General features: G+C 74.5%; 12 protein-coding genes and 1 pseudogene. 6 read left to right on the top strand and 7 right to left on the bottom strand.

Translation table 11 applies throughout. The features are described from left to right. Positions 1–136: 136 nt before the first annotated feature. The gene (locus ACZ63H_RS24070; protein WP_469868203.1) at positions 137–1723 is read right to left on the bottom strand and encodes an MFS transporter; all 1587 of its coding nucleotides are present in this window, start codon (positions 1721–1723) and stop codon (positions 137–139) included. A 190-nt stretch (positions 1724–1913) separates the two neighbouring features. Between ACZ63H_RS24070 and panB the strand changes: the two genes are divergently transcribed. From panB to ACZ63H_RS24085, 3 genes are all read left to right on the top strand, one after another. Further along, positions 1914–2780, top strand: coding sequence for a 3-methyl-2-oxobutanoate hydroxymethyltransferase (gene panB, locus ACZ63H_RS24075; RefSeq protein ID WP_469868205.1), 867 nt, complete (start codon positions 1914–1916; stop codon positions 2778–2780). Positions 2781–3001: 221 nt separating this feature from the next. Then, positions 3002–4021 (top strand): ATP-binding cassette domain-containing protein, encoded by a 1020-nt coding sequence (locus ACZ63H_RS24080; RefSeq protein ID WP_362201281.1) that lies wholly within the window; start codon positions 3002–3004, stop codon positions 4019–4021. Next, the gene (locus tag ACZ63H_RS24085; protein WP_469868207.1) at positions 4018–4839 is read left to right on the top strand and encodes an ABC transporter permease; all 822 of its coding nucleotides are present in this window, start codon (positions 4018–4020) and stop codon (positions 4837–4839) included. Before ACZ63H_RS24080 ends, ACZ63H_RS24085 begins: the two co-directional genes overlap by 4 nt. 13 nt (positions 4840–4852) lie before the next feature. Here the strand turns inward: ACZ63H_RS24085 and ACZ63H_RS24090 are convergent, their stop codons facing one another. Next, a complete protein-coding gene (locus ACZ63H_RS24090) occupies positions 4853–8098 on the bottom strand; it encodes an AfsR/SARP family transcriptional regulator (RefSeq protein ID WP_469868209.1) in 3246 nt (1081 codons plus the stop codon). Positions 8099–8502: 404 nt separating this feature from the next. Then, complete coding sequence (locus tag ACZ63H_RS24095) at positions 8503–8976, bottom strand: DUF6578 domain-containing protein (RefSeq protein WP_469868211.1); 474 nt, start codon at positions 8974–8976, stop codon at positions 8503–8505. A 109-nt stretch (positions 8977–9085) separates the two neighbouring features. Here ACZ63H_RS24095 and ACZ63H_RS24100 point away from each other — a divergent pair, with 109 nt between their 5' ends. Continuing rightward, positions 9086–9886, top strand: coding sequence for a site-2 protease family protein (locus tag ACZ63H_RS24100; protein ID WP_469868213.1), 801 nt, complete (start codon positions 9086–9088; stop codon positions 9884–9886). On the opposite strand, the gene ACZ63H_RS24105 is transcribed toward ACZ63H_RS24100, so the two are convergent. From ACZ63H_RS24105 to ACZ63H_RS24115, 3 genes are read right to left on the bottom strand one after another with little or no spacing between them, the layout of a single operon-like run. Further along, positions 9876–10127, bottom strand: a complete 252-nt coding sequence (locus tag ACZ63H_RS24105; protein WP_469868215.1) for a hypothetical protein — start codon at positions 10125–10127, stop codon at positions 9876–9878. The genes ACZ63H_RS24100 and ACZ63H_RS24105 overlap by 11 nt on opposite strands. A gap of 13 nt (positions 10128–10140) precedes the next feature. Next, complete coding sequence (gene npdG, locus ACZ63H_RS24110) at positions 10141–10845, bottom strand: NADPH-dependent F420 reductase (protein WP_469868217.1); 705 nt, start codon at positions 10843–10845, stop codon at positions 10141–10143. Positions 10846–10882: 37 nt separating this feature from the next. Further along, positions 10883–11959, bottom strand: coding sequence for a sialidase family protein (locus ACZ63H_RS24115; RefSeq protein ID WP_469868219.1), 1077 nt, complete (start codon positions 11957–11959; stop codon positions 10883–10885). A 126-nt stretch (positions 11960–12085) separates the two neighbouring features. Here ACZ63H_RS24115 and ACZ63H_RS24120 point away from each other — a divergent pair, with 126 nt between their 5' ends. Then, the gene (locus tag ACZ63H_RS24120) at positions 12086–12685 is read left to right on the top strand and encodes a hypothetical protein (RefSeq protein WP_469868221.1); all 600 of its coding nucleotides are present in this window, start codon (positions 12086–12088) and stop codon (positions 12683–12685) included. 14 nt (positions 12686–12699) lie between these two features. Here ACZ63H_RS24120 and ACZ63H_RS24125 read toward each other — a convergent pair whose 3' ends face one another. Then, positions 12700–12933, bottom strand: coding sequence for a hypothetical protein (locus ACZ63H_RS24125; protein ID WP_469868223.1), 234 nt, complete (start codon positions 12931–12933; stop codon positions 12700–12702). A 58-nt stretch (positions 12934–12991) separates the two neighbouring features. Here ACZ63H_RS24125 and ACZ63H_RS24130 point away from each other — a divergent pair. Further along, a pseudogene (locus ACZ63H_RS24130) lies at positions 12992–13135 on the top strand (type I methionyl aminopeptidase); the annotation flags it as partial. Between the last annotated feature and the right edge of the window lie 83 nt (positions 13136–13218).

Here is a 13218-nt window from a genome sequence, read left to right on the forward strand (position 1 = left end):
GGAAAAAACCCCCCCCACCCCCCCCCCCCCCCCCCCCCCCCCCCCCCCCCCCCCCCCCCCCCCCCCCCCCGCCCCCCCCCCCCGGGACCTCCGCTCTCCCGTGGTGCCGTGCTCCCGAGCCGGGCCGTCGCGGGGCTCACTCCATCGCGGTGACCAGTTCCTGCTCCTTCTCGCCCTGCGGTCCGGTGGGCGTCCGGCCCGGCAGGAACAGGGCCGTGACCACGGCGCCGACCAGCGCGACGCCCGTGCCGCACAGCGCGGTGACGTGCATGGCGTGCAGGAACGCGTCGTTGGCCGGGGTGACGAGGGCCTCGCCCCGCGGGCCGAGCTTCTCGGCGACGCCGAGGGTGGCCTCGATGGACTCGGCGGCGCTGTCGCGCAGGTTCGGCGGCAGCGCGCCGAGCTTGCCCTCGATGCCGTTGCGGTAGGACGTGGCGAGGACCGAGCCGAGGACGGCGATGCCGAGGGCGCCGCCGACCTGGCGGAAGGTGTTGCTGAGCGCGGAGGCGGAGCCGGCCTTCTCCCGGGGCAGGGCCTGCATGATCACGACCGAGGTCGGGGTCATGATGTGCGCCATGCCGGTGCCCATGAGGAAGAAGACGACCTCCAGCAGCCAGATCGGGGTGTCGGCCTCGAACCCGGCGAACGCGGCCAGCGTCGCGGCGATCAGCAGCAGGCCGCCGGTGGTGGTGGCCCGGTAGCCGAACCGGTCGACCACCAGCCGGGCGCGCGGCGCGAAGAGCAGCTGGGCGACGGCGAGCGGCAGCATCAGCAGGCCGGACTCCAGCGCCGAGTAGCCGCGCACGCTCTGGGTGTAGAAGACGCCGAAGAACGTGACGCCCATGAGCGCGAAGAAGACCAGCGCGATGGCGCTCATGGCGGCCGAGAAGACCTTGTTCCTGAAGTAGGCGACGTCCAGCGAGGGGTGGTCGGTGCGCTTCTCGAAGACGACGAAGGCGGCCAGGACGACGACGCCGGCGATGATGGTCGTGAGCACCTTGGCGTCGGTGAAGTCGGCCAGCTCGCCGCCCTTGATGATGCCGTAGACCAGCAGGATCAGGCCGACGACGGACAGGACGACGCCGATGGGGTCGAGGCGGCCGGGCCGGGGGTCGCGGGAGTCGGGCACCAGCCAGGCCATCAGGACCAGCGCGACGATCACGATGGGCACGTTGATCAGGAAGACCGAGCCCCACCAGAAGTGGTCGAGGAGCGCGCCGCCGGTGATCGGGCCGATGGCGATGGCGAGGCCGACGCCGCCGGCCCAGATGCCGATGGCCTTGGGCTGCTCGTGGCGCTCGAAGACGTTCATCAGGACGGCCAGGGTGGCGGGCATCACGAAGGCGGCGCCGAGGGCCATCACCGCGCGGTAGGCGATGAGCTGGTTCGGCGTGCCGGACTCGGCGGCGAGCGCGGAGCCGATGCCGAACACCAGGGTGCCGCCGAGCAGCACCTTCTTGCGGCCGAGCCGGTCGCCGACGAGTCCGGCGGTGAACAGCAGGCCGGCGAAGACGAGGGTGTAGGAGTTGATCGCCCACTCGATCTCGCTCTGGGTGGCGCCGAGACCGGTCGGCGCCGGGGTCGCGATGGTCTTGATCGCGACGTTCAGGATCGAGTTGTCGAGGACGACGATGAGCAGGGCCAGCATGAGCACGCCGAGGATCGCCCAGCGGCGCCGGTGCACGGCCTCCGGTATGCGGGCGGCAGGGACGGGACTTGTCATGCGTACGACCCTACGATCATTTCGATACGGAACGGTCTCGTATCTTATTTTCTTTGCCAACGCCTTACGCGGCGGGGCGGCCCGAGGGATCACGGGGGGTCCCCTGGCCCCGCCCGGCACGAGGTGCCACCATGGAGGCGGTCCGGGGACGCCGTCAGGGCGCCTCGAGATGACGTAAGGAGCCGTTGCAATGACGCAGCTTTCGGCTGCCCAGACGAAGCCCTCCGACGGCAGCAAGGCGCTGTACGGGGGCAAGGGCACGCGCCGCATCACCGTCCGCGACATCGCCCTCGCCAAGGAGCGGGGCGAGAAGTGGCCCATGCTCACCGCCTACGACGCGATGACCGCGTCCGTCTTCGACGAGGCCGGGATCCCGGTGATCCTGGTCGGCGACTCGGCGGGCAACTGCCACCTCGGGTACGACACCACCGTGCCCGTCACCCTCGACGAGATGACCGTGCTGTCGGCCGCCGTGGTGCGCGGCACGCAGCGCGCCCTCATCGTCGGCGACCTGCCCTTCGGCTCCTACCAGGAGGGCCCGGTGCAGGCGCTGCGCTCGGCGACCCGGCTGGTGAAGGAGGCCGGGGTCGGCGCGGTCAAGCTGGAGGGCGGCGAGCGCTCGCACGAGCAGATCCGGCTGCTGGTGGAGTCCGGCATCCCGGTCATGGCGCACATCGGGCTGACCCCGCAGTCCGTCAACGCGATGGGCTACCGCGTGCAGGGGCGCGGCGAGGAGGCGGCCCAGCAGCTGCTGCGGGACGCGAAGTCCGTGCAGGACGCCGGCGCGTTCGCGGTGGTGCTGGAGCTGGTGCCGGCCGAGCTGGCGGCCGAGGTGACCCGGGTGCTGCACATCCCGACGGTCGGCATCGGCGCGGGTCCGGAGACGGACGCGCAGGTCCTGGTGTGGACCGACATGCTCGGCCTGACCTCCGGCCGGGTGCCGAAGTTCGTCAAGAAGTACGCCGACCTGCGCGAGGTCATGACCGGCGCGGCCAAGGCGTTCGCCGAGGACGTGGTCGGCGGCGCGTTCCCGGCGGCGGAGCACTCCGTCCACTAGTCCACCGCGGCACCACCGGACGGCCCGTCGATCTTCCCCCGTCGGCGGGCCGTCCCCCTTTCCCGGTGGTCCGGGGCACCCGCACCCTGGCCGGCGGCGAGCTCGTCGGCGCCGGCAGCCGGCAGGTGTCGTAGCGCCCCGCCCGCGCGCCGACAGGCGCCGGCAGCCGTTGTCGGCGCTCTGTCGGCGGTTTGTCGGTGGGGCCTGGCACTGTCGTCCCCATGACACGCATCGACGACAACCCCGCCGGCGGACGTGCCGCCGTGACCGTACGGGGGCTGGTCAAGCACTACGGCGAGACCAAGGCGCTGGACGGGGTCGACCTGGACGTGCGCGAGGGCACCGTGATGGGTGTGCTCGGGCCGAACGGCGCCGGCAAGACCACCCTCGTGCGCATCCTGTCCACCCTGATCACCCCGGACTCCGGGCAGGCCACCGTGGCCGGCTACGACGTCGTACGCCAGCCCCGGCAGCTGCGCCGGGTCATCGGCCTCACCGGCCAGTACGCGTCGGTGGACGAGAAGCTGCCGGGCTGGGAGAACCTGTACCTGATCGGGCGGCTGCTGGACCTGTCCCGCAAGGAGGCCCGGGCCCGCGCCGACGAGCTGCTGGAGCGGTTCTCGCTGACGGAGGCCGCCCGGCGCCCGGCCGGCACCTACTCCGGCGGCATGCGCCGCCGGCTGGACCTGGCCGCCTCGATGATCGGCCGGCCGGCCGTGCTGTACCTGGACGAGCCGACCACCGGTCTCGACCCGCGCACCCGCAACGAGGTGTGGGACGAGGTCAAGGCGATGGTCGGCGACGGCGTCACCGTGCTGCTCACCACCCAGTACATGGAGGAGGCCGAGCAGCTCGCCTCCGAGCTGACCGTGGTGGACCGGGGCCGGGTCATCGCCAAGGGCGGCATCGAGGAGCTGAAGGCCCGCGTCGGCGGGCGCACCCTGCGGGTGCGGCCGGTCGACCCGCTCCAGCTGCGCCCGCTCGCCGGCATGCTGGACGAGCTGGGCATCACCGGACTGGCGTCCACCACCGTGGACACCGAGACCGGGGCGCTGCTGGTGCCGATCCTGAGCGACGAGCAGCTGACCGCCGTGGTCGGCGCGGTCACCGCGCGCGGCATCACCCTGTCCTCCATCACCACCGAACTGCCCAGCCTGGACGAGGTGTTCCTGTCCCTCACCGGCCACCGTGCCAGTGCCCCGCAGGACGCCGCGCCCGCCCGCCAGGAGGTCGCCGTATGAGCACCGCCACCCTCTCCCCGGCCGCCGCGAAGGCCGACACGCCGATCCCGCTGCGGGCCCACCTGCGGCACACCGGCGCGCTGATCCGCCGCAATCTGCTGTGGATCCGCCAGGACCCGGAGTCGATGTTCGACGCCATCCTGTTCCCGGTGGTCTTCACCCTGCTGTTCGTGTACGTCTTCGGCGGCTCCATCGGCAAGTCGCTGGGCGGCGGCCAGGACCAGTACGTCCAGTACGTGGTGCCCGGACTGCTCGCCATGATGGGCATGAACATGGCCCAGGGCGTCGGCACCGGCTTCAACCAGGACTTCAACTCCGGTGTCATGGACCGCTTCCGCTCGCTGCCCATCGGGCGCGGCTCGGTGCTCTTCGCGAAGATCGCGGTGGAGCTGATGCGGATGCTGTTCGCGACGGCGGTGCTGCTGGTGGTCGCCCTGCTCGTGGGCTACGACGTCGGCAGCTGGAGCGGCCTGCTGGGCTCCGTGGCGCTGTCCGCGCTGTTCGGCTCGGCGCTGATGTGGGTGTTCCTGACCCTCGGCGTGATCATGAAGAACGCCCAGTCGGTGCAGGCGATGGGCTTCCTGGTGCTGATGCCGCTCCAGTTCGGCTCCTCGATCTTCGCGCCGACCCAGTCGATGCCGGGCTGGCTCCAGGCGTTCACCGACTACAACCCGCTCTCCGCGCTGGCCGACTGCGCGCGCGGGCTGATGGAGGGCGGCCCGGTCGCGCACGCCCTGTGGGTGACGGTCCTCTGGTCGGTCGGGCTGACCGTGGTGATGGCCCCGGTGGCGATCCACAAGTTCCGCACGAAGAGCTGACCTGCCGCGCCGGTCAGACCAGGGCGGTGGCCTCCGCGAGGGAGAGGCCACCGCCCTCGGCGTACGCGGCCTCGTACGACCGCTCGTCCAGCCGGGCCCGGATCCGGGCCTCGGTCAGGTCGAGGATCCGCAGCTCCATGCCGGCCACCACATGGCCGGCCGGCAGCAGCGCCCGGGCGGCACCGAGGCAGCGGGCGGCGTCGACGGCCCGGCCGCCGTCGGCGAGGGCCATCGCGGCGGCGGTGAGGCAGACGGAGTGCAGGTGCGGGGTGAGGGCCTGGGACAGCGGTTCGGCGCTGAGCCGCAGCGCCTTGCGGGCCCCGGCGAGGGCCGGCTCCGTCCGCCGGTCCAGGCCGTCCACCAGGGCCTCCTGGCACGTCAGCAGGGAGTCGAAGATGACGAAGCGCGCGACGGGCAGCTCCTCGCGCAGCACCCGTAGCTGTTCGCGCGCCTCGGCGGTGCGGTCGGTCAGGGCGAGCCAGGCGGCCAGGTGCAGCCGGGCCATCGTCGTCGCCTCGTTCAGGCCGCCGTCCTGGCCGGCGACGACGTCCCGGAGCATCCGCTCGCCGCGCTCGCTCTCGCCCGACTCCATCAGGACGCCGCCGAGCCGGGCCCGCAGCACGGCCGTCTGGGCGCGGGCGCCGAGGCGTTCGGCGTGCTCGATGGCGGCCCGGTAGTCGGCCGCCGCCCTGTCGTAGGCGGCCTTGCGCTCGTTGGCCTCGCCACGGGCGGCCAGGGCCTCGGTGGCGCCCCAGGCGTCGCCGAGGCGGCGGAAGATCTCCAGCGACTCGTCGGCGTCCCGGGTGGCGTCGCCCGTCCAGGCGGCCCGGTTGGCCAGGAAGTTGGCGCGCAGGTGCAGCACGTCGGCCAGTTCCCACTCGAAGCCCGGGGTCGTGCGGCAGGTCCGCACGCAGGCGTCCACGATGGTGAGCAGCCGGTCGACGCCGCCGGTCAGCAGCACGGCGAAGAACCACAGCAGGCCCGGCACCCGGCAGGTCTGCGGCAGCCCGGGTTCGTAGACCTGGGCGACGGTGCGCAGCTTGGCCTGTGCCGCGGGGGTCTGCCAGGCGTCGATCTCGGTGTCCATGCAGGCCAGATGGGCCAGATGGACGCCGCGCCGGGCCTCCGCGAGGGCCTCGCCGGTGTACGGGGGCGGGGTGTCGGTGCAGCGCTGCCACACGGGGGCGGCCGGGCGGGTCGGTTCGGCGAACGGGTCGGGGCCTAGGGCCATGACCTCCCGGCACCAGACGCGGGTCTCCACGCGCTGGTCGCGCATCTGCCAGAACCACAGCAGGGAGTGGATCAGGCACAGTCCCTCCTGCTCGTCGTCGAGGGCGACGGCGTGTCTGAGGGCGGTGCGCAGGTTCTCGTACTCCAGCTGGAACCGGCCGATGGCGGCGAGCTGCCCGGGGCCGCGCAGCAACGGGTCCGTGGTGCGGGCGAGTTCGCGGTAGTACGTCAGGTGGGCGCGCTCGGTCTCGGTGCGCCGCCCGGCCTCGGCGAGCCGTTCGGCGGCGTACTCGGCGACGGTCTCCAGCAGCCGGTAGCGCATGCCGCCGCCCGCGGGGGCGGCGACCACCAGGGACTTGTCGACCAGGGAGGCGAGGGCGTCCAGCGCGGCCGGGCCGCACACGGCCTCGGCGGCGGCCAGGTCGCAGCCGCCGGCGAAGACCGACAGCCGGGCGAGGACGTCCCGTTCGCCGGTGTCCAGCAGGTCCCAGGACCAGTCCACGACGGCCCTCAGGGTCTGCTGGCGGGGCAGCACGGTGCGGCTGCCGGAGGTGAGCAGCCGGAACCGGTCGTCCAGCCGGTCGGCTATCTGGCGGGGGGTCAGCATGCGCAGCCGGGCCGCGGCCAGCTCGATGGCGAGCGGGAGTCCGTCCAGGCGGCGGCAGATCTCGGCGCACGCCCCGGGGTCGTCGTCCACCCGGAAGCCGGGGCGGGCCGCCGCGCCGCGCTCGGCGAGCAGCCGCAGCGCGACCGGCTCCGGCAGCGGCTCCACGGGCCGCACCAGCTCCCCGGGCACGCCGAGGGGTTCCCTGCTGGTGGCGAGGACGGTCAGCTCCGGGCAGCGGGCCAGCAGCGTCTCGGTGAGCCGGGCGGCGGCGTCCACGACGTGTTCGCAGTTGTCGAGGACGAGCAGCATCCGGCGCCGGGCGCAGTGCTCCACGAGCCGTTCGAGGGGGTCGTCGTGCCGCTCGGCGACCGCGCGCATGCCGTCCACGCCGGCGCCGTGCAGCACGGTGTCCCGGGCGCCGATGGCGGTCAGCACGGCCTGGGGCACGGCGTCCGGGTCGTCCACGGGGGCCAGCTCGGCGAGCCACACCCCGTCCCGGACGGTGTGCCGTACCGCCTCGGCGGCCTCCTGGGACAGCCGGGTCTTCCCGGCGCCGCCGGGTCCGAGCAGGGTGACCAGGCGGGCCCCGGCGAGGTCGGCGGCGATGGCCTTCAGGTCGGCTTCGCGGCCGACGAAGGAGGTGAGCCGGGCGGGCAGGTTGCCGGGTCCGCCGGCGGCCGGGGCGGGCGGTTCCCCGGCGCGCAGCAGTTCGGTGTGCAGGGCGCGCAGCTCGGGCCCGGGGTCGGAGCCGAGCCGGTCGGCGAGCAGCCGGCGCACGTCCTCGTAGGCGGCGAGGGCCTGGGCGGGGCGGCCGGTGTCGCGCAGGGCGCGCAGCCGCAGCGCCTGGAGCGGCTCGTCCAGCGGGTGGTCGTCGCACAGCGCGGTCAGTTCGGGCAGCGCCTGCGCGGCGCGGCCGAGGGCGAGGGCGGCGGCGTGCCGGGCACGCCGGGCGTCGAGCCGGCGGGTCTCCCAGCGGGCCGCCTCGGCGGTGCGGTCGGGCAGGTCCGGCACGGCGGGCCCGTGCCACAGGGCGAGGGCCTCGTCGAGGGCGGCGGCGGCCCGGGCGGGGTCGCCGTCGGCGAGGGCGGCGAGGCCGTCGCCGGTGAGCCGGTCGAAGCGGGTGAGGTCGACGTCGTCGGGGGCGGCGGTGAGCCGGTAGCCGCCGTCGGCGGAGGCGACGGCCCCGGCGCCGATGACGCGGCGCAGCCGGCCGACGAGCGCCTGGAGGGCGCCGGGGGCGTCGGCGGGCGGGTCGGCGCCCCACACCTCGTCCACGAGCACGGCCGCGGGCACGGTCCGGCCGGCCCGCAGGGCGAGCACGCTGAGCAGGGCACGCAGCCGCGCCCCGCCGACCGGGACGGCCGTGCCGTCGGGACGGATCGCCTGGGTGGTGCCGAGCAGCCGATATCGCACGGGGTCCATTGTCTCCGTAGGGGATGCGGGCGGTGACCGCCGGTGGGGGGCGGGAGCGGGCAGCAACGGGAGGACGCCGGGGCCGGCCGCGGACTCGGCGCCCGCCGGGCAGGCCCGGCGGGACGCGGGACGCGCCGTCCGCGGGAAGCGCCCGCCGGAACCGCCGGGACGGCCGGCGGCAGGCCGGCCACTTCGGCGCACCCACCGGGCAGGCCCGGCGAGGCCGTCCGGACGGCCGGCGGCCCGGCGAAGCCACCGGGACTCCCCACCACCGGCTGGGCGGGCACCCGCCGCGGGAGTCCGGCCGGACACCGGTGCGGCCACGGGTGGGGCCGGTCACCGCTCCCGGAGGGCGGTCACCGCCACCGCGGCCGGCAACGGGCCGCCCCCACGGCGGCCGGGGGCGTCGACGATCATTCCGGGGCGGTGGTCTCCAGCGTGACGAGGGCGCCGACCGTGCGGCGCACCCGGTGGGGGCCCGGGCCCCGGCCGGGCTCCTCCGACGGGAACCATCTCGGGCAGCCGTCGACGGCCTGGAGGGTGTGCGCGCCGGGCACCGCTTCGAAGCGGTACGGGGACGGGAGGGGGACCGTCTCCCGGGCTCCCGCGTCCGGGGCGAGGGCGCGGCCGGCGCGGTCGCGGGCCCGCCGGTCCGTGTGCACCACGAACTCCTGGCACACCAGCTCGATGGCGCGGACCCGGCCGGTGACCGGGCGGGAGGAGTCGCCGTGCAGTTCCACCCACGCCTCGGCGCCGTAGTACCGCCCGTCTGCGTCCGCGTCCGCGCCCGTGGCGGCCAGCGGCCACACCACCTCGTCGCCCACCGCGAACGGCCGCCCGCAGCACTCCATCTGCCAGTCCTCGTAGAACACCCGCGTCCGTGCCATCCCCCCACCTTCCAGGAACCCGGCGGCGACCGCGAGACGTTTTCCCCGTATGCTCTCGGATCTTCCGGGAGTCCCCTCCCGTGTCCCTCGTCACCCCAGGAGCCGATGCATGACCACCGCCACCACCCGCCCCGGCGACCGGCAGGTCAGTCCCGTGTTCGTCGGCATCCTGGCCGTGACGGCGGTGACCGGCTGGGCCACCTGGACCGGGTTCGCCGAGCAGCCGGGTGTCGCGGTGTTCCTGTTCGTGACGGCGGCCTGGATCGTCTCCCTGTGCCTGCACGAGTACGCGCACGCGCGCACCGCCCTGCACAGCGGGGACATCACGGTCGGCGCGAAGGGCTATCTCACGCTGAACCCGCTGAAGTACACGCACGCGCTGCTGAGCATCGTGCTCCCGGTGGTGTTCGTGATCATGGGCGGGATCGGTCTGCCCGGCGGCGCGGTGTTCATCGAGCGCGGCCGGATCCGGGGCCGCTGGCGGCACAGCCTGGTCTCGGCGGCGGGCCCGCTGACGAACGTGCTGTTCGCCGCGGTGTGCACGGCGCCGTTCTGGCTGGGCGCCCTGGACGGCGTGCCCGCGGACTTCCGGTTCGCGCTGGCGTTCCTGGCGCTGCTCCAGGTGACGGCGGCGATCCTGAACTTCCTGCCGGTGCCGGGGCTGGACGGCTACGGCGTGATCGAGCCGTGGCTGTCGTACAAGGTGAGGCGCCAGGTGGAGCCGTTCGCCCCGTTCGGGCTGCTGTTCGTGTTCGCGGTGCTGTGGCTGCCGTCGGTCAACGAGGCGTTCTTCGACGTGGTCGACGCGATCATGCGCGCGCTGGACGTGGACACCTTCTCGCAGTACTGCGGCGACGCCCAGTACCGCTTCTGGGAGGACGGCCCGGCGATCTGCTCGTTCAACCCGTGACGGAGGTGTCGCGGGCGGAGGCGGTCCGGGCGCGCCTGACGTAGTACCAGCTCATGTTGGACGACAGGCCCGCCAGCAGCACCCAGACGATCCCCAGCCAGTTCCCCTGGACGAAGGAGACGACGGCCGCGGCCACGGCGAGGACGCAGACCACGAGGGCGTAGAGGGCGATGCGGGGCATGACGGGGGGCTCCTGTCGGGGACACTGCTCGGAACTGCTTCGCCGACCAGTGTCCCCCATGGCCCCCGGCCGCTCACACGTCGGTCACGCGGAGCCCGGCGTGCGCCTTGTACCGGCGGTTGACGGAGATCAGGTTGGCGACCAGCGACTCCACCTGGTGCGCGTTCCTCAGCCGGCCCGCGAAGACGCCGCGCATGCCGGGGATGCGGCCGGCCAGCGCCTGCACGATCTCCACGTCGGCGCGGTCCTCGCCGAGCACCATGACGTCCGTGTCGATGCTCTCGATCCCCGGGTCCTGGAGCAGGACGGCCGACAGGTGGTGGAAGGCGGCGGTGACCCGCGAGTCGGGCAGCAGGGCGGCGGCCTGTTCGGCGGCGCTGCCCTCCTCGGGCTTGAGGGCGTAGGCGCCCTTCTTGTCGAAGCCGAGCGGGTTGACGCAGTCCACGACGAGCTTGCCGGCCAGTTCCGCGCGCAGCGCCTTCAGGATGTCGCCGTGGCCGTCCCACGGTACGGCCACGATCACGATGTCGCTGCGGCGCGCGGCCTCGGCGTTGTCGGCGCCCTCGATGCCGTGGCCGAGTTCGGCCGCGGCGGACCCGGCGCGGTCGGCGGAGCGGGAACCGATGATCACCTTCTGGCCGGCCCGGGCCAGCCGGTAGGCGAGGCCCTTGCCCTGCGGTCCGGTGCCGCCGAGCACACCGACGGTGTACCCGGAGACGTCGGGCAGGTCCCAGGGGTCCTTGGCGGGGGCCTTCTGTGCGCTGTCGGTAGAGGTCATGGCCCGACTCTACGTCCGGGCCCGCCGGGGCACCGGTTCAGGTCAGCCGCCGTACCGGCACCCGGCGGAAGGTGATCGTCTCGTAGGCGCCGAAGTCGCCCGTCTCGTACAGCAGCCCGACCGTGCGCGGGTCGACGCGGACCAGGTCGGAGTAGGCGGCGGGCAGTCCGTCCACGGTGAACGCCGGGCGCCAGGTGGTGCCGCCGTCGCGGGAGGCGCGGATCGTCATCAGGGCGCGGGCGCCGCCCGGGTCGGCGGGGGCGGAGAACAGCAGCAGGTCGGGGTCGCGGAGCTGGAGGACGGCGGCCTCGCAGACGGGCGCGGTCAGTCCGGCCTGCGGGCGGAAGGGCTTGCGGAGCGTCTTCCCGCCGTCCGGGGAGTGGGCGTCGGCGCGGTTGCCGGGGGACGGCGAGTCGTTGCGGGTGTTGAGGTAGACGCGGCCGTCGGGCAGTTCGGCGGCGGTGGTCTCGTTGACGTTGACGTAGCCGTCGGTGTTCTCGTCCAGGTAGCCGAGGTACCAGCTCTCACCGCGGTCGTCGCTGAGCAGGCAGTGCCCGCCGTTGTACTTGGCCTCGGCGCCGGTGTCGGTGCCGGTGGGCGGCAGGGTGTGGTTGGCCGGGACCAGGACGCGGCCGGAGGTCAGCTGGAGGGCGTGGCCGGGGGTGGTGGCGTACCAGCGCCAGCCCGGCTTCTTCACCTGCCCGGTGATCTCCCTGGGCGCGGACCAGGTCACCCCGTCGTCGTCGCTGTGCCGGACCCACACCCGCCGCCCGTCGGCGTCCGGGACCTGTCCGCGCAGGATGGCGGCCTCGGTGGCGGAGGCGGCGGCGCGGACGTGGACGAGCAGGACGCGGCCGGTGTCGAGGACGACGGGGGCGGGGTTGCCGGCGAGGCCGGTGCCGTTGCTCGCGGCGACCTGGAGCGGACCCCAGGTCCGGCCGCCGTCCGTGGACCGCTTGAGCACGATGTCGATGTGCCCGTGGTCGGCGGCAGAGGCGACCCGGCCCTCGCAGAACGCGAGCAGGGTGCCGGCCCGGGTGGCGACGACGGCGGGTATGCGGAAGCTCGCGTAGCCCTCGTGGCCCGCGCGGAAGGGGACGGTCACATCGGTCATCGGGCGGCTCCTCGGTCGCGGACGGGGGCGCGCGCGGGGCGCGTCTGGGGCGCCCCATCCCCGGGTCGGGCGAATTCGCGGTGAACTCCGGGTCACGAGTGACCGGTTGCGGCAGGATGCGGGCCCATGGACGCCGTACGGGTCGCGTTGCTGCGGGAAGTGCTCGCCGGGACGGAGTGGCTGGGGGCCACCCGGAGGTTCGCGGGGGTGCTGCGCGGGTCGGTGGTGGCGCACGGCGGCGGGCTGCTGCTGGTGGGCACCCCGGAGTACGAGCCGTGGCACCTGGCGGCGCACCTGGTGGACGAGGCGGCCTGGTCGGGCACGCCGGAGCTGGCGCCGACGCTGGTACGGCACCACGCGCGCCCCTGGGATCCGGCGCACCTGGCGGTCGGGCCGGGCCGGATCGCGGCGGCGCGGCGCGGGGAGACCCTGCTGGTGGTGGCGCCCGAGGAACCCGCGTCGCTGCTGGAGCGGGTGCACGACGCCCGGCGGGCCGGGGTGACGGTGCTGGCGCTGGGCGGCGCGGGCGGCGGCGAGCTGGCCGCGATGGCCCACGACACGCTGGCCGTGCCCCGGGGGGCGGAGCTGGACCTGGACAGCGTGCAGCACCTGGTGAGCGCGGCGGCCGGCGAGAACGCGGGTCCCGCGCGGTCCCGCCGGGGATTCCGCGACCGCCTGTCCCGCCTCACGGAGGCCCTGACGGCCCCGCCGCCGCCCCCCTGGTGACCGGGGCGGGCGGCTCAGCCCTCCTCGGACCTTCCGCCGGCCGACGCGTCGTGCCAGCGCGGGTCGTTCTCCCACTGGAGGTTGCGCTCGGCGGCGGTCTCCATCGCGTGCCGGGCCTCCTCGGGGGAGGCGTAGGGGCCGAAGCGGTCCTTGCCGGGGCAGTCGGGGCCCTCTTCGACCTTCTTGTGCTCCAGGCAGTAGTACCACTCGCCCGGCTTTCCGGCGGTGCGCTTCTTGAACAGGGCCATGGGCAGCTCCTCTCGCCATCGACATGTTCCCCCATGTCCGCTGGTTAGACTCGCTGGCATGTCTGGCCAGTCGCTGCTCGTACCAGGGGAGCTGTCCCCCACCCGTTCGGTTCCCGGAAACATCCGCCGCCCCGAGTACGTCGGCAAGCCCGCGCCGGCGCCGTACACCGGGCCCGAGGTGCAGACCCCCGAGACCGTCGAGGGGGGGGGGGGGGGGGGGGGGGGGGGCGGGGGGGGGGGGGGGGGGGGGGGGGAGGGGGGGGGGGAGGGGGGGGGCGCGAAACG

The organism is Streptomyces sp. NPDC104831 (genome assembly GCF_055583025.1).

Coding starts and splice junctions, on each gene's coding strand:
- ACZ63H_RS24115 (WP_469868219.1), bottom strand. CDS start 11,959: ATGACCGATGTGACCGTCCCCTTCCGCGCGGGCCACGAGGGCTACGCG.
- ACZ63H_RS24090 (WP_469868209.1), bottom strand. CDS start 8,098: ATGGACCCCGTGCGATATCGGCTGCTCGGCACCACCCAGGCGATCCGT.
- npdG (WP_469868217.1), bottom strand. CDS start 10,845: ATGACCTCTACCGACAGCGCACAGAAGGCCCCCGCCAAGGACCCCTGG.
- ACZ63H_RS24085 (WP_469868207.1), top strand. CDS start 4,018: ATGAGCACCGCCACCCTCTCCCCGGCCGCCGCGAAGGCCGACACGCCG.
- ACZ63H_RS24120 (WP_469868221.1), top strand. CDS start 12,086: ATGGACGCCGTACGGGTCGCGTTGCTGCGGGAAGTGCTCGCCGGGACG.
- ACZ63H_RS24125 (WP_469868223.1), bottom strand. CDS start 12,933: ATGGCCCTGTTCAAGAAGCGCACCGCCGGAAAGCCGGGCGAGTGGTAC.
- ACZ63H_RS24070 (WP_469868203.1), bottom strand. CDS start 1,723: ATGACAAGTCCCGTCCCTGCCGCCCGCATACCGGAGGCCGTGCACCGG.
- ACZ63H_RS24100 (WP_469868213.1), top strand. CDS start 9,086: ATGACCACCGCCACCACCCGCCCCGGCGACCGGCAGGTCAGTCCCGTG.
- panB (WP_469868205.1), top strand. CDS start 1,914: ATGACGCAGCTTTCGGCTGCCCAGACGAAGCCCTCCGACGGCAGCAAG.
- ACZ63H_RS24095 (WP_469868211.1), bottom strand. CDS start 8,976: ATGGCACGGACGCGGGTGTTCTACGAGGACTGGCAGATGGAGTGCTGC.
- ACZ63H_RS24105 (WP_469868215.1), bottom strand. CDS start 10,127: ATGGGGGACACTGGTCGGCGAAGCAGTTCCGAGCAGTGTCCCCGACAG.
- ACZ63H_RS24080 (WP_362201281.1), top strand. CDS start 3,002: ATGACACGCATCGACGACAACCCCGCCGGCGGACGTGCCGCCGTGACC.